Annotated in this window: 24 protein-coding genes; 6 read left to right on the forward strand and 18 right to left on the reverse strand. The window is 60.4% G+C overall.

Translation table 11 applies throughout. From position 1 onward, the window contains the following. Positions 1–43: 43 nt before the first annotated feature. The 10 genes from AC1RJ3_RS06685 to AC1RJ3_RS06730 all read right to left on the reverse strand — a co-directional run bounded on the left by AC1RJ3_RS06685 (position 44) and on the right by AC1RJ3_RS06730 (position 7,061). The gene (locus AC1RJ3_RS06685) at positions 44–367 is read right to left on the reverse strand and encodes a DUF3392 domain-containing protein (protein ID WP_054594469.1); all 324 of its coding nucleotides are present in this window, start codon (positions 365–367) and stop codon (positions 44–46) included. A gap of 9 nt (positions 368–376) precedes the next feature. Beyond that, the gene (gene hemW / locus AC1RJ3_RS06690) at positions 377–1,579 is read right to left on the reverse strand and encodes a radical SAM family heme chaperone HemW (RefSeq protein WP_493078070.1); all 1,203 of its coding nucleotides are present in this window, start codon (positions 1,577–1,579) and stop codon (positions 377–379) included. Beyond that, complete coding sequence (gene rdgB / locus AC1RJ3_RS06695; protein WP_493078072.1) at positions 1,576–2,172, reverse strand: RdgB/HAM1 family non-canonical purine NTP pyrophosphatase; 597 nt, start codon at positions 2,170–2,172, stop codon at positions 1,576–1,578. Before rdgB ends, hemW begins: the two co-directional genes overlap by 4 nt. Next, positions 2,169–2,603 (reverse strand): DUF4426 domain-containing protein, encoded by a 435-nt coding sequence (locus AC1RJ3_RS06700; RefSeq protein ID WP_347928233.1) that lies wholly within the window; start codon positions 2,601–2,603, stop codon positions 2,169–2,171. Before AC1RJ3_RS06700 ends, rdgB begins: the two co-directional genes overlap by 4 nt. A 24-nt stretch (positions 2,604–2,627) precedes the next feature. Then, positions 2,628–3,248 (reverse strand): methionine biosynthesis protein MetW, encoded by a 621-nt coding sequence (gene metW, locus AC1RJ3_RS06705; RefSeq protein WP_054594465.1) that lies wholly within the window; start codon positions 3,246–3,248, stop codon positions 2,628–2,630. A 7-nt stretch (positions 3,249–3,255) separates the two neighbouring features. Then, complete coding sequence (gene metX / locus AC1RJ3_RS06710) at positions 3,256–4,395, reverse strand: homoserine O-succinyltransferase MetX (protein WP_489110740.1); 1,140 nt, start codon at positions 4,393–4,395, stop codon at positions 3,256–3,258. Between the two features lie 207 nt (positions 4,396–4,602). Continuing rightward, positions 4,603–4,899, reverse strand: coding sequence for a DUF167 domain-containing protein (locus tag AC1RJ3_RS06715; RefSeq protein ID WP_347928232.1), 297 nt, complete (start codon positions 4,897–4,899; stop codon positions 4,603–4,605). After that, entirely contained in the window at positions 4,899–5,486 is a 588-nt protein-coding gene (locus AC1RJ3_RS06720) for a YggT family protein (RefSeq protein ID WP_347928231.1), read from the reverse strand. Before AC1RJ3_RS06720 ends, AC1RJ3_RS06715 begins: the two co-directional genes overlap by 1 nt. Positions 5,487–5,510: 24 nt before the next feature. Next, on the reverse strand, positions 5,511–6,329 hold the full coding sequence (gene proC / locus AC1RJ3_RS06725; protein WP_054594461.1) for a pyrroline-5-carboxylate reductase: 819 nt from the start codon (positions 6,327–6,329) through the stop codon (positions 5,511–5,513). 33 nt (positions 6,330–6,362) lie between these two features. Further along, the gene (locus AC1RJ3_RS06730) at positions 6,363–7,061 is read right to left on the reverse strand and encodes a YggS family pyridoxal phosphate-dependent enzyme (RefSeq protein WP_493078076.1); all 699 of its coding nucleotides are present in this window, start codon (positions 7,059–7,061) and stop codon (positions 6,363–6,365) included. 56 nt (positions 7,062–7,117) lie between these two features. On the opposite strand from AC1RJ3_RS06730, the gene AC1RJ3_RS06735 reads away from it, so the two are divergent. Beyond that, on the forward strand, positions 7,118–8,152 hold the full coding sequence (locus tag AC1RJ3_RS06735) for a type IV pilus twitching motility protein PilT (protein WP_493078078.1): 1,035 nt from the start codon (positions 7,118–7,120) through the stop codon (positions 8,150–8,152). A gap of 62 nt (positions 8,153–8,214) precedes the next feature. On the opposite strand, the gene AC1RJ3_RS06740 is transcribed toward AC1RJ3_RS06735, so the two are convergent. Next, positions 8,215–8,838, reverse strand: coding sequence for a C40 family peptidase (locus AC1RJ3_RS06740; protein WP_216744029.1), 624 nt, complete (start codon positions 8,836–8,838; stop codon positions 8,215–8,217). 251 nt (positions 8,839–9,089) lie between these two features. On the opposite strand from AC1RJ3_RS06740, the gene AC1RJ3_RS06745 reads away from it, so the two are divergent. After that, the gene (locus AC1RJ3_RS06745) at positions 9,090–9,509 is read left to right on the forward strand and encodes an NINE protein (protein WP_019694078.1); all 420 of its coding nucleotides are present in this window, start codon (positions 9,090–9,092) and stop codon (positions 9,507–9,509) included. A gap of 44 nt (positions 9,510–9,553) precedes the next feature. Here AC1RJ3_RS06745 and AC1RJ3_RS06750 read toward each other — a convergent pair whose 3' ends face one another. From AC1RJ3_RS06750 to gshB, 7 genes are all read right to left on the reverse strand, one after another. After that, on the reverse strand, positions 9,554–10,825 hold the full coding sequence (locus AC1RJ3_RS06750; protein WP_493078081.1) for a dihydroorotase: 1,272 nt from the start codon (positions 10,823–10,825) through the stop codon (positions 9,554–9,556). Continuing rightward, positions 10,822–11,826, reverse strand: a complete 1,005-nt coding sequence (locus tag AC1RJ3_RS06755; protein WP_019694074.1) for an aspartate carbamoyltransferase catalytic subunit — start codon at positions 11,824–11,826, stop codon at positions 10,822–10,824. Before AC1RJ3_RS06755 ends, AC1RJ3_RS06750 begins: the two co-directional genes overlap by 4 nt. 26 nt (positions 11,827–11,852) lie before the next feature. Beyond that, complete coding sequence (gene pyrR / locus AC1RJ3_RS06760) at positions 11,853–12,359, reverse strand: bifunctional pyr operon transcriptional regulator/uracil phosphoribosyltransferase PyrR (protein ID WP_054594456.1); 507 nt, start codon at positions 12,357–12,359, stop codon at positions 11,853–11,855. A gap of 95 nt (positions 12,360–12,454) precedes the next feature. Further along, a complete protein-coding gene (gene ruvX / locus AC1RJ3_RS06765; RefSeq protein WP_054594455.1) occupies positions 12,455–12,892 on the reverse strand; it encodes a Holliday junction resolvase RuvX in 438 nt (145 codons plus the stop codon). After that, entirely contained in the window at positions 12,892–13,461 is a 570-nt protein-coding gene (locus AC1RJ3_RS06770; protein WP_054594454.1) for a YqgE/AlgH family protein, read from the reverse strand. Before AC1RJ3_RS06770 ends, ruvX begins: the two co-directional genes overlap by 1 nt. A gap of 240 nt (positions 13,462–13,701) precedes the next feature. Further along, entirely contained in the window at positions 13,702–14,601 is a 900-nt protein-coding gene (locus AC1RJ3_RS06775; RefSeq protein WP_347928226.1) for an energy transducer TonB, read from the reverse strand. A gap of 77 nt (positions 14,602–14,678) precedes the next feature. Beyond that, a complete protein-coding gene (gene gshB / locus AC1RJ3_RS06780; RefSeq protein WP_493078085.1) occupies positions 14,679–15,632 on the reverse strand; it encodes a glutathione synthase in 954 nt (317 codons plus the stop codon). Positions 15,633–15,866: 234 nt separating this feature from the next. Between gshB and pilG the strand changes: the two genes are divergently transcribed. The 4 genes from pilG to AC1RJ3_RS06800 all read left to right on the forward strand — a co-directional run bounded on the left by pilG (position 15,867) and on the right by AC1RJ3_RS06800 (position 19,491). Further along, a complete protein-coding gene (gene pilG / locus AC1RJ3_RS06785; RefSeq protein WP_054594451.1) occupies positions 15,867–16,271 on the forward strand; it encodes a twitching motility response regulator PilG in 405 nt (134 codons plus the stop codon). A gap of 57 nt (positions 16,272–16,328) precedes the next feature. Beyond that, positions 16,329–16,694, forward strand: coding sequence for a twitching motility response regulator PilH (gene pilH, locus AC1RJ3_RS06790; RefSeq protein ID WP_019694067.1), 366 nt, complete (start codon positions 16,329–16,331; stop codon positions 16,692–16,694). A 10-nt stretch (positions 16,695–16,704) separates the two neighbouring features. Further along, positions 16,705–17,244 carry a chemotaxis protein CheW gene (locus AC1RJ3_RS06795; protein WP_054594450.1) on the forward strand — a complete coding sequence of 180 codons (540 nt, stop codon included), beginning with the start codon at positions 16,705–16,707 and terminating at the stop codon, positions 17,242–17,244. A gap of 186 nt (positions 17,245–17,430) precedes the next feature. Further along, a complete protein-coding gene (locus AC1RJ3_RS06800; RefSeq protein ID WP_493078088.1) occupies positions 17,431–19,491 on the forward strand; it encodes a methyl-accepting chemotaxis protein in 2,061 nt (686 codons plus the stop codon). The last annotated feature ends 13 nt before the right edge of the window (positions 19,492–19,504 follow it).

Genomic DNA, 19,504 nt, shown 5'->3' on the forward strand with positions numbered 1-19,504 from the left:
CAAAAAAAGCATCGATCGCAATCCAATGTGGTGTATCCGAAAGTCAGCGGCGGTCGGCGACGACGCCGATCAACACCAGCACCACCAACAACACCGGCGCCAGGCTGTAGTTGTTGAACTGGCTCAGGCCGCGAACGATCCATGGTGTGGCGTAGATCAGTGCAGCGCCGCTGCCGATCATGCACACCAGGGCCATCAACGGGACGCGCAATGCGCCGGCGATGCTGCCCAGGCGTTGATCGATCCAGCCTTTGATATCGGCGCCAAACAGCACCAGCAGGCAGCCCACCAGTGCCAGGGCGATTTCCGACAGGTTGCTACGGCTCCAGCGGGACACGGTGGCAAGCAGATCGAGTACCAAATCCATTCGATTTCCTTAAGTCAGAAAATTCTGCAGCAAGTCATTGAGAAATAGTTGTCCGCGCATCGTCGCCGCCAGACGTGACGGTTCGACCTGCAACAAGCCACTTTGTTCGGCCTCGCGACGGCCTTCGGCAAGGCTTTCCAGCGTCAGGCCGGTGCGCTCCGGATACAGGCGCGCCTCGACACCCTCGGTCAGGCGCAGGGCATTCATCAGGAACTCGAACGGCAGCTCTTCGTTGGTCAGGGCTTTCTCGCCCGCCTGAAAGCTTTTTGCCGGGTTGAGGTAGTCCTTCGGCAGGCGAGTCTTCCAGGTGCGGACAATGCGTCCGTCCGGATGGCTGAGCTTGCCGTGAGCCCCGGCGCCGATGCCGATGAAGTCGCCGAAGCTCCAGTAATTGAGGTTATGCCGCGCCGGGCGACCAGGCTGAGCATAGGCCGACACTTCATATTGGGCGTAACCGTGTTCGGCCAACAGCGCCTGGCCAGCCTCCTGAATGTCCCACAAGGTGTCATCTTCCGGCAGGGTTGGCGGCTGATTCCAGAACACCGTGTTCGGTTCCAGCGTCAGCTGATACCAGGACAGATGAGTCGGTTTCAGCGCGATGGCCTGACGCAGGTCGTCCAGCGCATCGTCCAGGGACTGATCGGGTAAGCCATGCATCAGGTCCAGGTTGAAGTTATCGAACCCGGCCTGACGGGCCATGCCAGCCGCGCGAATCGCTTCATCGCCGTTGTGGATCCGGCCCAGGGCCTTGAGTTTCTCTTGCTGGAAGCTCTGGATACCGATCGACAGGCGATTGATGCCCAAGGCGCGGTAAGCGACGAACTTTTCCTGTTCGAAGGTCCCGGGGTTGGCTTCCAGGGTGATTTCGATATCGCTGGCAAACGGGATTCGTTGCTCCACACCTTTGAGCAAACGGCCCAACGCTTGCGCGCTGAACAGGCTCGGTGTGCCGCCGCCGAAGAAGATCGAGCTCAGCTCGCGGCCGTAAACCGCATGCAAGTCTTGATCGAGGTCAGCCAGCAGGGCGTCCACGTACTCTTCTTCCGGCAGCACGGGGCTTGCGGTGTGGGAGTTGAAGTCGCAATAAGGGCATTTGCGTACGCACCACGGAATATGGATGTACAACGCCAGGGGCGGCAGCACTGGCAGGGCCGCCCGAGGCGATTGCGCGCCGCCGTATATCAGCGGCGACGCGGACGAGTCGTGGGTCATTTCAGGCTCAGGCGTTGGCGCAGCAAATCCATTGCACGGGCGCGGTGGCTGAGCTGGTTTTTCTCGGCCGGGCTCAATTCTGCACTGGAGCAATCGCGCTCCGGCACCCAGAACAGCGGATCGTAGCCAAAACCGTGTTCGCCGCTGGCTTCGGTCAGGATGCGCCCATGCCACAGGCCTTCGCAGAGAATCGGCAGCGGATCATCGGCGTGGCGTACCAGCGCCAGCACGCAGACAAACTGCGCACCGCGTTCGGCTTCGGGTACGTCTTTCAGTACGTCGAGCAGCTTGGCATTGTTCGCCGCATCGCCCTGGCCGTCGGCATAGCGCGCCGAGTAGATACCCGGCGCACCGCCGAGGAAGTCCACCGCCAGCCCCGAATCATCGGCCAGTGCCGGCAAACCGGAAATGCGCGCGGCATTGCGGGCCTTGAGGATGGCGTTTTCGACGAACGACAGGCCGGTTTCTTCAGGCTCGACGCTGCTGAATTCGCCAATTGAGCGCAGGCGCACCGAGGCGCCGAGCATGGCCTGGAGTTCTTTGAGTTTGCCGGCGTTATGGCTGGCCAACACGAGTTGCGTGAAATTGATCATTCGCCGGGGAAGAGCTCTTGGTTGAAATTGATGGTGTTGATTTTGTCGCCGGTTTGCACGTTGATTTCGAAAGTGCGGACTTCCTGCTGATCCACCGGGAACTGGGCGATGTAGTAGACGGCCCCGGTTTCGGTGATCTGTTTGAACTTCAGCGGGACGCTTTTACTGGTCAGGTCTTTCACCGTGCCACTGACCTGGGCGATCACCGGTTTGTTGGCCTTGATCACCGACACATTGATCACGCCCTGATTCTTGCTGCGGACCAGTTCGGCGTTTTTGGCAATATCCGGCGTCAGGTAGGTGGAATTGAAGGTGTTGTAGTGCACCGTCACGTCACCAAAGGTTTCCTGACGTTCGCCTTTGATCGGTTCGGCGGCCATGGCGCTGGCGCTCAGGCAGGCTGTTAACAGAAACAGGGCTAGACGACCCATGATCGCTCTCCTCGAAAAACCTCGTTAAACCGCTACCTGGTGATCCTGCAGGCCAGGACTGCTGACGCGGTAGATGCCAATCTCACCTAATAGATTAGGCCATAGCTTACTGGCCCACCCGTGTCGGTGTTGTTGATCGACAGCAAGTCGGTCGATGACCTTGGCTTCACGTTCGCGGCATAGCGCCTCAAAGTCTGCAAAGGTGCAGAAGTGGATGTTCGGCGTGTTGTACCAGGTGTATGGCAAAAACTCCGAAACCGGCATCCGGCCCTTGCTTGCCAAGTACCAGCGGCAGCGCCAGTGACCGAAGTTGGGGAAGGTGATGATGCACTGGCGACCGACCCGCAGCATTTCGTCGAGGATCTTGTCCGGGTAATGCACGGCTTGCAGGGCCTGGGTCATCACCACGATGTCGAAACTGTTGCTGGCAAAGTTGCCCAGGCCCTTGTCCAGGTCCTGCTCGATGACGTTGATGCCCTTGGCCACGCATTCGGCGATGTTGTCCGCGTCGTTTTCCAGCCCATAGCCGGTCACTTGCTTGTTATCGCGCAGCCAGGTCAGCAGCTCGCCGTCGCCGCAACCGAGGTCGAGCACGCGGCTGCCGGCGGGGATCCATTCCTGGATGATTTCCAGATCGGCTCTCATGACTTCCTCAAAGCGAAATTCGGTTCATGTAATTGCGAAACGCCTGTAAATAGCGCGGGATCGGAATCAGGAAGGCGTCGTGGCCTTGCGGAGCATCGATCTCCAGGTAGCAAACGTCTTTCTTGGCCGCCATCAACGCATCAACCAGTTCCCGCGAGCGGGCCGGGGAGAAGCGCCAGTCGGTGGTGAAGGACATCACACAGAACTTGGCCTTGGCACCGGCGAAGGTTTTCGCCAGGTTATCGTCGAAGTTCGCTGCCGGATCGAAGTAGTCCAGCGCTTTGGTCATCAGCAGGTAGGTGTTGGCATCAAAACGCCCGGAGAACTCCTCACCCTGATAACGCAGGTAGCTTTCGACCTGGAACTCGACGCTGTGGAAGTCGTAGTTGAGCTTTTCACTCTTCAGGCCACGGCCGAATTTCTCGCCCATGGAATCGTCCGACAGGTAGGTGATGTGCCCGACCATCCGCGCGAGCATCAGCCCACGCTTGGGGATCACGCCCGCTTCCTGGAACGAGCCACCATGGAAATCCGGATCGGTGAGGATCGCCTGACGCGCCACTTCGTTGAAGGCGATGTTCTGCGCCGACAGTTTCGGCGCCGAGGCAATGGCCAGGCAGTGACGGATACGATCAGGGTAGGTAATGCTCCACTGTATCGCCTGCATGCCACCCAGGCTGCCACCGATCACCGCGGCCCACTGCTTGATGCCGATCCGGTCCGCCAGACGCGCCTGACTGTGCACCCAGTCTTCCACGGTCAGCACCGGGAAGTCGGCACCAAACGGTTTGCCGGTGTCCGGGTTGGTGCTGCTCGGGCCGGTGGAGCCGTTGCAGCCGCCGAGGTTGTTCAGGCTGACCACGAAGAACTTGTTGGTGTCGATCGGTTTGCCCGGGCCGATACAGCTGTCCCACCAACCGGGTTTACGGTCTTCGGTACTGTGATAACCGGCAGCGTGATGGTGACCCGACAAGGCATGGCAAATCAGCACGGCGTTGCTCGCTGTGGCGTTCAGCGTGCCGTAGGTTTCATAGATCAGGTCATAGGCTGGCAAGGAGCGGCCGCAGGCAAGGGCCAGGGGCTCGCTGAAGTGCGCCACTTGCGGCGTCACCAGACCAACAGAATCGGCGGGAAAGGCAGTTGGCATCGACCCTGCTCTCGTTGAAATGAGGCGTAAGTCTAATGAGCAGGGCCCCCAGCGGCAAGCAAAGGCCGGGCCTGATTTCATTCAGTTCTACCGAGGTGCTGCCATCGCGGGCAAGCCTTGCTCCTACAACGTTTGTGTCGGTCGCGGATTTGCGTACAACCCATGACCCGTAGGAGCAAAGCTTGCTCGCGATGAACGATGACGCGGTCAGCCTGCTGGACGCAGCAACCCCGGCAATTCCGGCAGCTTCTTCGGCGAGCTGATCCGAACCCGCTTCTGCCGGTTCAGCTCGCCGCTGATCAGGCTTACCTGGCTCTTGGACACGCCAAACGCCTTGGCCAGAAACGCCATCAAGTAGGCATTGGCCTTGCCTTCGACCGGCGGGGCGGTCAGGCGGATCTTCAGCCGATCGCCATGCAGCCCGCAGAAATCATCGCTGCGGGCCGCCGGTTGCAGGTGACAGTCGAGGATCAGGTCATCCCCGTCCCAGCGAAAGTAGCTCATCAGATGAGCCCGAGCAGCCCCTGCGGCATGTAGGCATAGTTCGCAAGGTGTGGGATCAGCCAGCCTTGCAGCAACTGGATCACGATAAACGCGAAGATCGGCGAGATATCGAGGCCGCCCAGGTTCGGCACGATACGGCGGAATGGGGCGAGTACCGGTTCAGTAATCTGAGCGACCAGCTCTGCGCCCGGATTGTGGCTCCCCGGGGCTACCCAGGACAGAATCACGCTGATGATCATCGCGTAGAACAGAATATTCAAAAACAGTGAGAAGATGGCGATCAGTGCCCAAGGCACCAACAGCAGCGAGTCGACCAGGAAGCCTTTGAGCGCCAGGATGACGGCTATCAGCAGCATCTGCACGATCAGCGCCAGTACAAGAGACGACATGTCCAGCCCGAACATGCTTGGGATTACCCGGCGCAGAGGCTTGAGCAGCGGCTGAGTGGCTTTCACGATGAACTGGCAGAGCGGGTTGTAAAAGTTCGCCCGAACCAATTGCAGGATAAAACGCAGCAGCACGATCAGCAGGTACAGGCTGCCCAGGGTTTTAATGATGAAAATGGCAGCGTCATTGAGTCCGAGCATTATTGATTCCTTTGTAAGAGCTGATTAGCGACCCAGTTGCTCGGCCATCTCGGCTGAACGGTGGGCTGCGGCGCCGAGTGCTTTTTCGACCAGGGCTTCAAAGCCGCCGGCCTGGAAGGTCTTGATCGCGGCTTCGGTGGTGCCTGCTGGCGAGGTCACGCGACGGCGTAGCTCCGCAGCGTCGACGTCACTGGCAACGGCCATGTGCGCGGCGCCCAGCGCGGTTTGCAGGGTCAGCTGGGCAGCGATGTCCCGTGGCAGGCCAAGCTTCTCGCCCGCAGCGGTCATGGCTTCGATCAGCAGGAAGAAGTACGCAGGGCCCGAACCGGAAACGGCGGTGACCGCATCCAGTTGCTGCTCTTCGTTCAGCCACAGGGCGATGCCAACGGCAGACAGCAACTCTTGGGCCTGCTGACGCTGTTCGGCAGTCACTTGGGCCGTGGCGTACAAACCGCTCACGCCCTGACGCAGCAGCGCCGGGGTGTTGGGCATGCAACGCACGATCGGCTGAGCGCCAAGCCAGTTGTTCATGCTGGCGCAGGTGATCCCGGCGGCAATCGACACCACCAGTTGATTCGGCGCCAGGCTTGGGCGCAGTGCTTCACACACGGCTTTCATGGCCTGGGGTTTGACCGCCAGCACGACCACGTCTGCGCCTTGAATGGCGTCGGCGTTGTTGGCGAACGTTTCGATGCCGTGTTCGGCGGTTACCCGTGCGCGAGTTTCAGCGCCCGGGTCGCTGGCGCGGATCTGTGCAGCGTCCAGGCCTTTGGCACGCAGGCCGCCGATCAGGCTGGCGGCCATGTTTCCGGCACCGATAAAGGCAATTCGTGTCTTGCTCATGTCAGGTCCTTATAGAGAGGTAAGTCAGCCACGTTACGGCTGACCGTAGTCGCGGGCACCAAACAGGGCCGTACCGATACGAACCCAGGTGGCGCCCATGGCAATGGCCGACTCCAGGTCGTGGCTCATGCCCATGGAAAGTGTGTCGAGTGGCAGATTCAGGCTGGCTTGCAGGCTTTTGTTCAAGTCACGTACGGCTGCAAAGGCTGCGTCCTGAGCTGCGCGATCTTCAGTCGGCTCGGGAATTGCCATCAAACCGCGTAGTTTCAACCGCGGCAGCGTGCTGATAGCGCTGGCCAGTGCCGGCAGATCGGCCGGGGTGCAACCGGATTTACTGGCTTCACCGCTGACATTGACCTGAATGCAGATGTTCAAGGGTGGCAGCTCGGCCGGACGCTGTTCGGACAGGCGTTGTGCGATTTTCAAGCGATCCACGGAATGCACCCAGGCGAAGTTCTCGGCGATAGCACGCGTCTTGTTCGATTGAATGGGGCCGATGAAGTGCCAGATCAAGGGCAGGTCGGCCAACTCGAGCTGTTTGCCCAGGGCCTCCTGCAGATAGTTCTCGCCAAAGTCGTGCACGCCGGCGGCATAGGCTTCACGCACGGCATCGCTGGGCTTGGTCTTGCTCACGGCCAGCAGGCGGACGCTGTGCTCGGCACGTTGCGCGGCTTGCTCCGCTGCGCGGATACGCGCAGCTACCTGCGCTATGTTGTCTGCTATCGTGGACATTCAAGGGACGCCGGCAGTCTGAGGTTCGCGGCATTCTACTGGAATTGGGGAGTGCTATGGATATCACTGAACTGCTGGCATTCAGCGCCAAACAAGGGGCTTCCGACTTGCACCTGTCGGCGGGGCTGCCGCCGATGATCCGGGTCGATGGCGATGTGCGGCGGATCAACCTGCCGGCGCTGGATGACAAGCAGGTGCGCGAGCTGATCTACGCGATCATGAACGACAAGCAGCGGGTGGAGTTCGAGCAGGCGCTGGAGACCGACTTTTCCTTCGAGGCGCCGGGTGTGGCGCGCTTTCGGGTCAATGCGTTCAATCAGTACCGCGGCCCGGGCGCGGTGTTCCGGACCATCCCGTCGAAAATCCAGAGCATGGAAGATCTGGGCATGGGGAATGTGTTTCGCCGTATTGCCGAGGTCTCGCGCGGGCTGGTGCTGGTCACCGGGCCGACAGGTTCCGGTAAGTCGACCACCCAGGCGGCAATGATCGATTACCTGAATAACCACCGGCATCACCATATCCTCACCATCGAAGACCCTATCGAGTTCCTCCATGAATCACGCAAATGCCTGATCAATCAGCGTGAAGTGCACCGCGATACGCGTAGTTTCGCTACGGCGTTGCGTTCGGCATTGCGCGAGGACCCGGATGTGATTCTGGTAGGGGAAATGCGTGATCTGGAGACTATCCGCCTGGCGCTGACGGCGGCCGAGACCGGGCATCTGGTCTTCGGCACCTTGCACACCAACTCGGCGGCGAAAACCATTGACCGGGTGGTGGACGTGTTTCCAGGCGATGAGAAGTCGATGGTGCGTTCGATGCTCTCGGAGTCGTTGCAGGCGGTGATTTCCCAAGCGCTGATCAAGAAAATCGGTGGTGGCCGGGTGGCGGCCCACGAAATCATGCTTGGCACCTCGGCAATCCGTAACCTGATCCGCGAAGACAAGATTGCGCAGATGTACTCGTCGATTCAGACCGGGGGTTCGTTGGGAATGCAGACGCTGGATATGAGCTTGAAGGATCTTGTGAGCAAAGGCCTGATCACTCGCGAGCATGCGCGGGAGAGGGCGCGGTCACCGGATAATTTCTGAGGGGGGAGTGCAGGTCTGTGGTGAGGGGGCTTGCCCCCTCACCACAATGATCTTGCTTCGAATCAGCGCTGAGCGATGCGCAGGGCTTTCGATTCTTTCGTTTCAACCCGCTTGGCAACCACGTAATGGCTTTCCCAGTACGGTTTCTTCAGGGTGTCGATGGTCACCGACTTGCCACGACGCGGTGCGTGGATGAAGCGGTCGTTGCCCAGGTAAATGGCGACGTGGTTGACCTTTCGGCTCTTGATATTGAAGAAAATCAGGTCGCCCGGCTTCAAGTCCTTGCGATCGACTTTCTGTCCGTGACCGGCGGCCATGGCGTTGGAAGTGCGTGGCAGATCAGCCGCACCCACGCCATTGAAGGCGTATTTCACCAGCCCGCTGCAATCGAAGCCTTTACTTGGGCTACTGCCGCCCCAACGATAAGGAGTGCCAAGCACGTTTACTGCACGGCTCAGTACATTGCTGCTTTGTTTGGCTCCCATTGGCGGGACCGGTTTGCTGTCGGCCTTGCTCAGGTGAGTCAGACCTTTTACAGCGTGTTTGTTTTTGCTGGTGACGGCAGAAACATGAGATTTTGGGGTGTAACCATTAACGTTTGGAAGACGTTGCTCACGATTGGTGGCGTGGGCGGCCAGTGGCATTAATAGGCAAATGGTTAGCCATGTCTTGAAAAATGGACGCATTAGGCAAGGCTCTATGTAGGTAAGCGCGCAACTTTATAACAGCTTTTTTGTCCTTTCCGAGGCCGTTGGTCGATTCAACCCGGGGGTCAACTGCAGCAAAGAAGCGGCAAACGGACTCAATTGTCGGACAGAAGTCAGGTGTTACAAGGCTTTGACGGGAGACAAGGTAGCATTTGCCACACGTCGGTCGCCTGTAAAAAAGTCACAAAGAATTCAAGAATATTTATCTATCGAGGCAAATGAGGGAACCCATGAACACCTATCGTCAGGATGTTTCACACCAGGACACCCACAGCAAGGTGATCGGTTACCTGCTGTGGATTTTCGGTTTTACCGGCTCTCACCGTTTCTATTACGGCAAGCCGGTGACCGGTACGATCTGGTTTTTCACCTTCGGGTTGCTGGGCATTGGCTGGCTGATCGACCTGTTCCTGATCCCGGCGATGGACCGTGAAGCGGACCTGCGTTTTACCGCTGGTCCTATCGAGTACAACGTTGCCTGGATCCTGCTGACCTTCCTGGGCGTGTTCGGTCTGCACCGCATGTACCAAGGCAAGTGGCTGACGGGCCTGCTGTACCTGGTGACCGGCGGGTTGTTCTTTCTGGGGGTGTTGTATGACTTCTGGACATTGAATGACCAGATCTCGGTGCGTAACGCGCAGAGCCGCTGAATATGTGGTGAGGGGGCAAGCCCCCTCGCCACAGGTGACGCGTTTTACGCCTGGTGGCTGATCCGTCCGTCCACCAGGGTGTAGCGCACCACGCCTGGCAGGCTATGGCCGAGGAACGGGCAGTTTTCGCCTTTCGACAGCCAGTGCTCACCGGCTACGGTGGAGGCGGCTGGATCGAACACCACCAGATCCGCCGGAGCGCCCACCGCCAGCTTGCCTACCGGCAGGCGCAGGGCATCGGCCGGACCGGCACTCAGGCGTGCCAGCAGCGTCGGCAGGTCGAGCAAACCGTCTTCTACCAGCGTCAGGGCCAGCGGCAGTAGCAGTTCAACGCTGCTGATGCCCGGCTCGGTCGCGCCGAACGGTGCCAGCTTGGCGTCGCGCTCGTGCGGCTGGTGATGGCTGGAGATGGCTTGAACCACCCCCGACTTCACGGCAGCGCGCAGGCCATCGCGGTCAGCGCGGGTGCGTAGCGGCGGCTGGACGTGGTACAGGCTGTTGAAGTCGATCAGCGCCTCGTCAGTGAGGATCAGCTGATACAACGCCACATCGGCCGTCACTTTCATGCCACGGGCCTGAGCCTGGGCAATCAATGCCACGCCGCGGGCGCTGGTGAGCTGGCTGAAGTGCGCACGTACGCCGGTTTGTTCGACCAGCAGCAGATCGCGGGCCAGGGCCACGGTTTCAGCGGTTTCGGGAATCCCCGGCAAGCCGAGGAAACTCGCGGTCGGGCCTTCGTGAGCCAGGCCACCTTCGGCGAGGTCATGATCCTGCGAATGGAAGATCACCGTCAGGTCGAACGTTGCCGCGTATTCCAGTGCCCGGCACAGGGTCCGGGTGTTGCGGAAACTCTCGAGGCCATTGCCGAATGCAATGCAGCCAGCATCGCGCAGGGCAATCAGTTCCGCCAGCTGTTCGCCGTCCAGCCCTTTGCTCAGGGCGCCAATCGGGAACACTTTGGCATTACCGGCTTCGCGGGCGCGGTCGAGGATCAGCTCAGCCACGGCGGAGGTGTCCAGCACCGGTTTGGTCCGTGGCGGGCAGCACAGGCTGGTGACGCCGCCGGCCGCAGCGGCGCGGGTTTCACTGGCAATCGTGCCTTTGCGGCTGTAACCCGGTTCGCGCAGGGCGACGTTCAGGTCGACGAGGCCGGGGGCGACCACCAGGCCTTTGGCCTCAATGGTCTCGACAGCGACGAAACCGGCTGGAGCGGCGCCAATGGCGACTATCTTGCAGGCTTCAATGTGAATATCGGTGACTTGATCCAGGCCGCTGCTTGGATCGATGACGCGGGCGCCGAGAATGCTGAGCTTCACTGGGCCTTCTCCTGCTCGAATTGGCGCTGGGCAGTCTGCCCGCTCATGGCCATGGACAACACGGCCATACGAATGGCGATCCCGTAGGTCACCTGATTGAGAATCACCGAGTGCGGACCGTCGGCCACCGCCGATTCGATCTCCACGCCCCGGTTGATCGGGCCCGGGTGCATGACGATGGCATCCGGTTTGGCGCCGGCCAGGCGCGCAGTGGTCAGGCCGAACAGGCGATAGAACTCGCCCTCGCTCGGCAGCAGGCCGCCGGTCATGCGTTCACGCTGCAGGCGCAGCATGATTACCACGTCGACGTCCTTCAGGCCTTCGGTCATGTCGGTGTAGACCTTCACGCCGTACTGTTCGATACCGATCGGCAGCAGGGTTTTCGGCGCGATCACGCGGATGTCCGGGCAGCCGAGGGTTTTCAGCGCGAGCATGTTCGAGCGTGCAACCCGCGAGTGCAGGATGTCGCCGACGATGGCCACTGACAGGTTTTCAAAGCTGCCTTTGTGCCGCCGGATGGTCAGCATGTCGAGCATGCCCTGGGTCGGGTGGGCGTGACGGCCGTCGCCACCGTTGATGATCGCCACCTGTGGGCAAACATGTTCGGCGATGAAGTGCGCGGCGCCAGAGTCGCCGTGGCGCACCACGAACATGTCGGCGGCCATGGCTTCAAGGTTGCGCAGGGTGTCGAGCAGGGTTTCGCCCTTGCTCGCCGACGACGTCGACACGTTCAGGGTGATTACGTCTGCCGACAGCCGCTGGGCTGCCAGTTCGAAGGTGGTACGGGTGCGGGTGGAGTTTTCGAAGAACACGTTGCACACGGTCTTGCCGCGCAGCAGCGGGACTTTCTTGACCGCCCGGGCGCCGACTTCAAGGAACGAGTCGGCGGTGTCGAGGATTTCCGTCAGCAGCTCGCGGCGCAGACCGTCGAGCGAGAGGAAGTGGCGCAGCTGGCCCTGATCATTGAGCTGCAGCGGGCGCTTGGTGTCTAAAGGCGTCATCGCAATGGACTCTTTAAAAGGGCGAATTAAAGGGCGAGGTCTTGCAGTTCGAGCTGCAGCGGGTCAGGGCCGGTCAGCTTGACCCGTTCGTGGGCCGCCAGCGACAGGGTGGCGCCCACCACGTCCGGGCGGATTGGCAGCTCGCCGGCATCCAGGTCGAGCAAGCACACCAGGGTGATGCTGGCCGGACGGCCGTAATCGAAGAGTTCGTTCATGGCGGCGCGGATCGTCCGACCGCTCATCAGCACGTCGTCGATCAGCACCAGGTGCTGGCCTTCGATTTCGAACGGCAGTGCCGAAGGGCGAACCTGCGGATGCAGGCCGCTCTGGCTGAAGTCGTCGCGGTAGAAGGAAACGTCCAGGGTGCCCAGTGGCGCGTCGCTGCCTAGCTCTTCGAGCAAGGCCTGGGCGACCCACACGCCACCGGTGCGAATGCCGATGTAGCGCGGTTCGCTGATGCCACGGTGTTCAAGATGGGCCTTGAGACGGACCGCCATTTGGCTGATCAGTTCGGCGGGATTGGGCAGGCTCATGGTTGCTCCTTCATGGGCCCGAGCACGCTGCGTGCACAGTGCGGCTCGGGTTGTAGCGAAGAGAGGCACTGTGGCGCCTCTTCAGGATTCGGCTTTCAGGATTCGAACAGTGCAGTGTTTTCGTCGAGCCAGCCTTGCAGCAGCAGGGCGGCAGCGATGGCGTCGACCGGGTTGTCGCGGTAACTGCCTTTCTGCCCGCCCTGTGCCCGCCGTTCACCTTTGGCCTCAAAGGTGGTCAGACGTTCATCGTGGGTATAGAAGGGCAGGTTGTAGCGGCCATTCAGGCGGCGGGCGAATTTCTCGGCGCGCAAGCACATGTCACTGGGCGTGCCGTCCATGTTCAGCGGGAGGCCGACCACCACAGCGTCGGGTTTCCATTCCTTGATCAGGGCTTCGACCTGATTCCAGTCAGGAATGCCGTTTTGCGCCTTCAAGGTGCAGAGCTCGCGGGCCTGGCCGGTAATCACCTGGCCGACCGCGACGCCGATCTGTTTGGTGCCGTAGTCAAAACCCAGAATCAGACGCAGGGCCATCAGGCGTGTCCTGCCTGGCTGGTCAGCAGGCTGAGGTTGATGCCCAGGCGCTTGGCGGCTGCTTCCAGGCGCAATTCGCTGCTGGTGTTGAACAGGATGTCGGCATCGAACGGGCAGGTCAGCCAGGCATTGTCGGCCAGCTCGGTTTCCAGCTGCCCGGGTTCCCAACCGGCGTAGCCGAGGGCGATCAGGCTTTTGCTCGGGCCAATGCCATCGGCGATGGCAAACAGCACGTCCTGGGAGGTGGACAGCGCCAGGCCATCCAGTTCGACCGTTGCCTGATACGTCGAGCCGATCGGGTGCAGGACAAAACCGCGATCGGTCTGTACCGGGCCGCCAGTGAAAATCGGCACGTGCTGGCACAGTGGCGAGGGTTCGATGTCTGGGCGCAATTGCTCGAGAATGTCCGCCAGGCTCAGGTCTTGTGGGCGGTTGATGATCAACCCCATGGCACCATTGGCCGTGTGCTCGACGATGTAGGTCAAGGTGTGCGCAAAGTTCGGGTCGGCCATGTGAGGCATGGCGATCAGGAAGTGATGCTTGAGGTAGCTCGGGCTGACGTTCTTCATAGGCGCTAGTGTGGCGTTGGAGGGGCAAACTGACAAGCTGGGGATGCGCAGGAAATGCTGATTGGATTCACCGCAGGCCCCTGTGGCGAGGGAGCTTGCTCCCGCTCGGCCGGTCCGCGCTCGGGCGTAGCAGTCGCAATCCAGCTGGCGCGTTGTGCCCGATTGAATGGGGTTGCCGCTTTTGGGGCCGTTTTGCAGCCCAGCGGGAGCAAGCTCCCTCGCCACAGATGAGCGCCAGCGTCAGTTACTGGAGAGCTTGTCTCCGCGCGCAAATTTCCATGTGCGAATGATTTCCAGCCGGTCGATATCCGACAGGTCGCCGGTAAACGGCGCAAACGGTGCGGCCAGGCGGACGATGCGCTGTGCGGCTTGATCCAGCAGCGGCTGGCCGGAGGATTCCAGCACCAGCACTTCATACAGCGAGCCGTCGTGGTTGATCGAGACCATCAGTCGCAAGTTGCCATAGATCTGCTTGCGCCGGGCTTCTTCGGGGTAGTTCAAATTACCGATACGCTCGACCTTCTTGCGCCATTCGTCCTTATACCAGGCGCCCTTGTCGCGCATGGTCGAGGCGGCGCTCAGACGGTGGATGCGCGGGCGCTTGGCATACAACTGTTGTTCGTTGGCCAGCTCCGCTTCCAGGCTGGCGATGTCGCTGGACAGCTGCGAGCTGTCGAATGTCGGTGTCACGGCCTTGGGCGTCGGCTCGGCCTTGATCTCTTGTTTCTTGGCCACGGCTTTCTTTGGCGCGGGTGCGATAGTGGTCACGGCGGCTTTCGGCGCGGCTTCCTCTACCTGGGGTTTGACCGATGGCGGGGGCGAGACTTTTTGTACCTTGTTGTCCTGGAATGGTGCGATCTCGGTGGTCTTGGGGATCGCTTTTTTATCCAGGGTGCCGCTGCCTTGCTGGTTTTCCTGGGCGAGGAAATCGGCTTTTGCAGGCTTCTTTTCGCTTTTGAAGGTGGCGAGGGTGATTTCCAGGGTTCTGCTGATCTGCTTGGGTTCGACAAAGGTGAACCCGATGCCCAACAGCAAGGCCAGGTGAATCAGCGCCGCAAGAAACAGGGTAAAACCGAGGCGATCGGCCGGGCGCACGCCACGGTGGGCGAGTTCGGGAGGCAGATCGGACGGAAGTGTCATAACAAGAAAACCAACATCGCGTTTTTCACAGGCCGGGCATGATAACGCAATGTTGGTCGTAACTTGGGTGTTCTATATCAACGCGCTTTAAGCTTCTGATCGATGGCAGCCATCAGCATTTCGCCGATGTTCGTGCCAAAAGCGTTGTCGATCTCGCGAATACAGGTCGGACTGGTGACGTTGATTTCGGTCAGGTGCTCGCCGATTACGTCGAGGCCGACGAACAGCAAGCCCTTTTCACGCAGGGTCGGGCCGACCTGTGCGGCGATCCAGCGGTCCTTGTCGGTCAGCGGGCGTGCTTCGCCACGACCGCCGGCGGCCAGGTTGCCTCGGGTTTCGCCAGCGGCGGGAATCCGCGCCAGGCAGTAATCCACCGGTTCGCCATCGATCATCAGGATGCGCTTGTCGCCGTCCTTGATCGCCGGCAGGTAACCCTGCGCCATGATCTGCTGTTTGCCGTGGTGGGTCAGGGTTTCGAGGATCACCGACAGGTTCGGATGGCCCTTGGTGTGACGGAAGATCGACGCACCCCCCATGCCGTCCAGCGGCTTGAGAATCACATCACCATGATGATCGGCGAAATCGCGCAGTACATCGGGACGGCGGCTGACCACGGTCGGCGGCGTGCACTGCGGGAACAGTGTGGCGAACAGTTTTTCATTGCAGTCGCGCAGGCTCTGCGGCTTGTTGACCACCAGCACGCCCGCGCGCTCGGCTTGCTCCAGCAAGTAGGTGGAGTAAACGAACTCCATGTCGAACGGCGGATCCTTGCGCATCAGGATCACGTCCAGATCGCTTAGCAGCGCGTCGGTTTCGGCTTCCAGTTCGAACCATTTTTCCGGATTGGCGAAGACTTTCAAAGGACGCATCCGCGCCCGGGCTTCACCTTCGGCCTGGTACAGATCGCGCTGTTCCATATAGAACAGCGTCCAGCCGCGCGCCTGGGCGGCCAACAGCATGGCCAGCGAGCTATCCTTTTTATAGGAAATGCTGGCGATAGGGTCCATGACAATCCCGACGCGAACGCTCATGGGTTTTTCCTCGAAATTTGGGTGGTCGAAGCGACATGAAAAAGTGGCGTCAGAGTGGCGCCCAGTGTGTTCCCGGTCAAGGAAAAACCACCTCGAAGGTTGCTCGATAGATTGGATTTGGAGACTGTGCTAAAAAGGCTGCCATATCGTTCTGGCCCTTGAGCATCAAGGGTTTCGGGCCCTCGGTAAGCCGCAAACGACAATTTGATTCGCAAAGGCGACGGTAGAGCAGATATGGAACAGCATTCCAGCGCCTTGAAGGTCATGGTGATCGACGACTCGAAAACGATTCGCCGTACCGCCGAAACGTTGTTGAAAAACGTAGGCTGTGAGGTCATCACGGCCATCGATGGTTTCGATGCCCTGGCCAAGATTGCCGACAATCATCCCGGCATCATCTTTGTCGACATCATGATGCCGCGTCTGGATGGCTATCAGACCTGCGCGTTGATCAAGAACAACAGCGCGTTCAAGTCCACGCCAGTGATTATGCTGTCGTCCAAGGACGGGTTGTTCGACAAGGCCAAGGGGCGCATCGTCGGCTCCGACCAGTTTTTGACCAAGCCTTTCAGCAAGGAAGAACTGCTGAGTGCGATCCAGGCCCATGTACCGGGCTTTGTCGTTGTTTCGCCGCAGTAAGACACGCACAGTGACGCTCGGCCAGCGGGCCCGGCGTCTACAAGAATGGGGAAGACCATGGCACGTATTCTGATCGTCGATGATTCGCCGACCGAAATGTACAAACTGACCGGCATGCTGGAAAAGCACGGTCACGAAGTGTTGAAAGCCGAAAACGGTGCAGACGGTGTGGCACTGGCCCGCCAGGAAAAACCCGACGCGGTGCTGATGGACATCGTCATGCCCGGCCTCAACGGTTTCCAGGCCACCCGCCAGCTAACCAAAGACCCGGAAACCGGGCACATCCCGGTGATCATCATCACCACCAAGGATCAGGAAACCGACAAGGTCTGGGGCACCCGCCAGGGCGCCAGGGACTACCTCACCAAGCCGGTGGAAGAAGACACCCTGATCAAGACCCTGAACAACGTGCTGGCAGGCTGACGGCCGACCCATGGCCGAGTCGCTGACCGCCTTCGAGCTGCTGCTGCAGATCGATCAGCGCTGCCGCCTGCTGGCGGCGGACCTGCCTTCGCAGCAAACCCGCAATCACGGCTGGAGCGGGATCGGCTTTCGCCTCGGCGAGCGCTGGTACGTGGCGCCGATGGGCGAGGTCAGCGAGGTGTTGCACGAGCCGCGTCTGACTCAGTTGCCGGGGGTCAAGTCGTGGGTCAGGGGCGTGGGTAACCTGCGCGGACGACTGTTGCCGGTCATGGACCTATGCGGTTTCCTCGGGATTGAGTTGTCTGCGCTGCGCAAACAGCGGCGCGTACTGGTCGTTGAGTATAAAGAGCTGTTCGTCGGGTTGATGGTCGATGAGGTGCTCGGCATGCAGCACTTCAATCAGGCCAGTTTCGAGCCGGCATCACTGGACGCTCAGGGTGGTGCGGCGGGACTTTTCATAAAGGGACAGTTCGAACGCGAGCAACGGTGGCAGGTCTTCAGCCCGTTTGCCCTGGTGCAGTCCCCACGGTTCATGGATGTAGCCCTGTAAACACGACGGACGGGTTGGCACTATCCCTGTAGCAGCTGCCGAAGGCTGCGTTCGAGTGCGGAGCACTCGCAAAACCAGGCACCGCAGAGTGTCAGGTTGAAAAGGTTGGCAGGATTTACGACCGCTTCGCGGCCGGACGCAGGCTTCGCCAGCTGCTACGGATCGCGATCTTTTAGGCGAGGATCGATGATAAAAGCAAATACAGGCAAGGCTACGGAAGGGTCGCGCAGTCGTGCACAGATCATTGTGCTGTTCATGGCGCTGATCGTATTCATCGTGTTGCTGTTCGCCAACTTCGCTTACCTCAATACCCAGGCCTCCTACGACAAGCAGTACATCGGTCACGCCGGAGAGCTGCGCGTGCTGTCCCAGCGCATTGCCAAAAACGCCACTGAAGCGGCAGCCGGCAAAGCGGCGGCGTTCAAGCTGCTGAGTGATTCGCGTAACGACTTCGCCCAACGCTGGGGTTACTTGAAAAAAGGTGACCCGACCACCGGCCTGCCACCCGCACCCCACGCGGTACACGCGGAAATGCGCGCGGTGCAGCTGGACTGGGAGCGCCTGCTGAAAAATACCGACGCGATCCTTTCCAGCGAACAGACTGTGCTGTCGCTGCATCAGGTCGCCGCGACCCTGGCCGAGACCGTGCCGCAGTTGCAGGTCGAGTACGAAAAAGTCGTCGAAATCCTGCTCCAGCGCGGCGCACCTGCTGCTCAGGTCGCCATGGCTCAGCGCCAGTCGTTGCTGGCCGAACGGATCCTGGGCGCGGTCAACACGGTGCTCGTTGGCGACGAAAGTGCCCAACAGGCTGCCGACGCCTTTGGCCGTGATGCGGCGCGTTTCGGCCAGGTGCTCAACGGCATGCTCCAGGGCAATCCGTCCCTGAAGATCAGCGAGGTCGAAGACCATGACGCGCGTGCCCGGCTGACCGAGATTTCCGAGCTGTTCGAATTCGTTTCGGGCTCGGTCGACGAGATCCTCGAAACCTCGCCTGAACTGTTCAAGGTCCGCGAGTCGGCGGGCAACATCTTCAACTTGTCGCAGACCTTGCTCGATGAAGCCTCGCACCTGGCCAACGGCTTCGAAAACATGGTGGGCGGGCGTTCGACCGACACCATCGGCGGTTACGTGCTGGGCTTGCTGGCGCTGATGTCAATCATCCTGATCGGCCTGGTGATGGTTCGTGAAACCAATCGCCAGTTGCGGGAAACCGCCGAGAAGAACGAACGTAACCAGAACGCGATCATGCGCTTGCTCGACGAGATCGAAGACCTCGCCGATGGCGACCTGACGGTCACGGCATCGGTCACCGAAGACTTCACCGGGACCATCGCCGACTCGATCAATTACTCGGTCGATCAGCTGCGCGATCTGGTCGCGACCATCAACCTGACCGCCGGCCAGGTCGCTGCCGCAGTGCAGGAAACCCAGGCGACCGCGATGCACCTGGCCCAGGCCTCGGAGCATCAGGCCCAGCAGATTTCCGAAGCTTCGACAGCGATCAACGAAATGGCCCAGTCCATCGATCAGGTCTCGGCCAATGCCGCCGAGTCGTCCGCCGTTGCCGAGCGCTCGGTGGAGATCGCCAACAAGGGCAACGAGGTGGTGCACAACACCATTCACGGCATGGACAATATCCGTGAGCAGATTCAGGACACGGCCAAGCGGATCAAGCGTCTGGGCGAGTCGTCCCAGGAAATCGGCGACATCGTTAGCCTGATCGACGACATTGCCGACCAGACCAATATTCTCGCGCTGAACGCCGCCATCCAGGCCTCCATGGCCGGTGACGCCGGGCGTGGTTTTGCGGTGGTTGCCGATGAAGTCCAGCGGCTGGCGGAGCGCTCGTCGGCGGCTACCCGACAAATTGAAACTCTGGTGCGGGCGATCCAGACTGACACCAATGAAGCGGTGATTTCCATGGAGCAGACCACCACCGAAGTGGTGCGCGGCGCGCGACTGGCGCAGGATGCGGGGGTGGCCCTGGAAGAAATCGAAGGCGTATCGAAAACGCTCGCAGCGTTGATCCAGAGTATTTCCAACGCGGCGCAGCAACAGACGTCTTCGGCGGGTCAGATATCCTTGACGATGAACGTGATCCAGCAGATCACCACGCAGACCTCGTCGGGCTCCACGGCCACTGCCGAGAGCATCGGCAACCTGGCGAAGATGGCCAGCCAGCTGCGGCGTTCGGTGTCTGGTTTCACCTTGCCGGCGGTGCCTGAGCGCAGCGCCGACAAGGCTTGAACGATGCCTGCTG

This window comes from Pseudomonas sp. GW822-FHT04C11 (assembly GCF_058800905.1).

What these genes read in the sequence shown, in the direction of transcription:
- hemW (WP_493078070.1), bottom strand. Translation starts at nt 1,579, where the DNA reads ATGACCCACGACTCGTCCGCGTCGCCGCTGATATACGGCGGCGCGCAA.
- pilG (WP_054594451.1), top strand. Translation starts at nt 15,867, where the DNA reads ATGGAACAGCATTCCAGCGCCTTGAAGGTCATGGTGATCGACGACTCG.
- metX (WP_489110740.1), bottom strand. Translation starts at nt 4,395, where the DNA reads ATGCCAACTGCCTTTCCCGCCGATTCTGTTGGTCTGGTGACGCCGCAA.
- AC1RJ3_RS06685 (WP_054594469.1), bottom strand. Translation starts at nt 367, where the DNA reads ATGGATTTGGTACTCGATCTGCTTGCCACCGTGTCCCGCTGGAGCCGT.
- AC1RJ3_RS06715 (WP_347928232.1), bottom strand. Translation starts at nt 4,899, where the DNA reads ATGAGCTACTTTCGCTGGGACGGGGATGACCTGATCCTCGACTGTCAC.
- AC1RJ3_RS06730 (WP_493078076.1), bottom strand. Translation starts at nt 7,061, where the DNA reads ATGTCCACGATAGCAGACAACATAGCGCAGGTAGCTGCGCGTATCCGC.
- AC1RJ3_RS06720 (WP_347928231.1), bottom strand. Translation starts at nt 5,486, where the DNA reads ATGCTCGGACTCAATGACGCTGCCATTTTCATCATTAAAACCCTGGGC.
- metW (WP_054594465.1), bottom strand. Translation starts at nt 3,248, where the DNA reads ATGAGAGCCGATCTGGAAATCATCCAGGAATGGATCCCCGCCGGCAGC.
- AC1RJ3_RS06770 (WP_054594454.1), bottom strand. Translation starts at nt 13,461, where the DNA reads ATGAAGAACGTCAGCCCGAGCTACCTCAAGCATCACTTCCTGATCGCC.
- AC1RJ3_RS06740 (WP_216744029.1), bottom strand. Translation starts at nt 8,838, where the DNA reads ATGCGTCCATTTTTCAAGACATGGCTAACCATTTGCCTATTAATGCCA.
- AC1RJ3_RS06800 (WP_493078088.1), top strand. Translation starts at nt 17,431, where the DNA reads ATGATAAAAGCAAATACAGGCAAGGCTACGGAAGGGTCGCGCAGTCGT.
- AC1RJ3_RS06755 (WP_019694074.1), bottom strand. Translation starts at nt 11,826, where the DNA reads ATGACGCCTTTAGACACCAAGCGCCCGCTGCAGCTCAATGATCAGGGC.
- pyrR (WP_054594456.1), bottom strand. Translation starts at nt 12,359, where the DNA reads ATGAGCCTGCCCAATCCCGCCGAACTGATCAGCCAAATGGCGGTCCGT.
- rdgB (WP_493078072.1), bottom strand. Translation starts at nt 2,172, where the DNA reads ATGATCAATTTCACGCAACTCGTGTTGGCCAGCCATAACGCCGGCAAA.
- gshB (WP_493078085.1), bottom strand. Translation starts at nt 15,632, where the DNA reads ATGAGCGTTCGCGTCGGGATTGTCATGGACCCTATCGCCAGCATTTCC.
- AC1RJ3_RS06700 (WP_347928233.1), bottom strand. Translation starts at nt 2,603, where the DNA reads ATGGGTCGTCTAGCCCTGTTTCTGTTAACAGCCTGCCTGAGCGCCAGC.
- AC1RJ3_RS06745 (WP_019694078.1), top strand. Translation starts at nt 9,090, where the DNA reads ATGAACACCTATCGTCAGGATGTTTCACACCAGGACACCCACAGCAAG.
- pilH (WP_019694067.1), top strand. Translation starts at nt 16,329, where the DNA reads ATGGCACGTATTCTGATCGTCGATGATTCGCCGACCGAAATGTACAAA.
- AC1RJ3_RS06735 (WP_493078078.1), top strand. Translation starts at nt 7,118, where the DNA reads ATGGATATCACTGAACTGCTGGCATTCAGCGCCAAACAAGGGGCTTCC.
- ruvX (WP_054594455.1), bottom strand. Translation starts at nt 12,892, where the DNA reads ATGGCCCTGCGTCTGATTCTGGGTTTTGACTACGGCACCAAACAGATC.
- AC1RJ3_RS06775 (WP_347928226.1), bottom strand. Translation starts at nt 14,601, where the DNA reads ATGACACTTCCGTCCGATCTGCCTCCCGAACTCGCCCACCGTGGCGTG.
- AC1RJ3_RS06795 (WP_054594450.1), top strand. Translation starts at nt 16,705, where the DNA reads ATGGCCGAGTCGCTGACCGCCTTCGAGCTGCTGCTGCAGATCGATCAG.
- proC (WP_054594461.1), bottom strand. Translation starts at nt 6,329, where the DNA reads ATGAGCAAGACACGAATTGCCTTTATCGGTGCCGGAAACATGGCCGCC.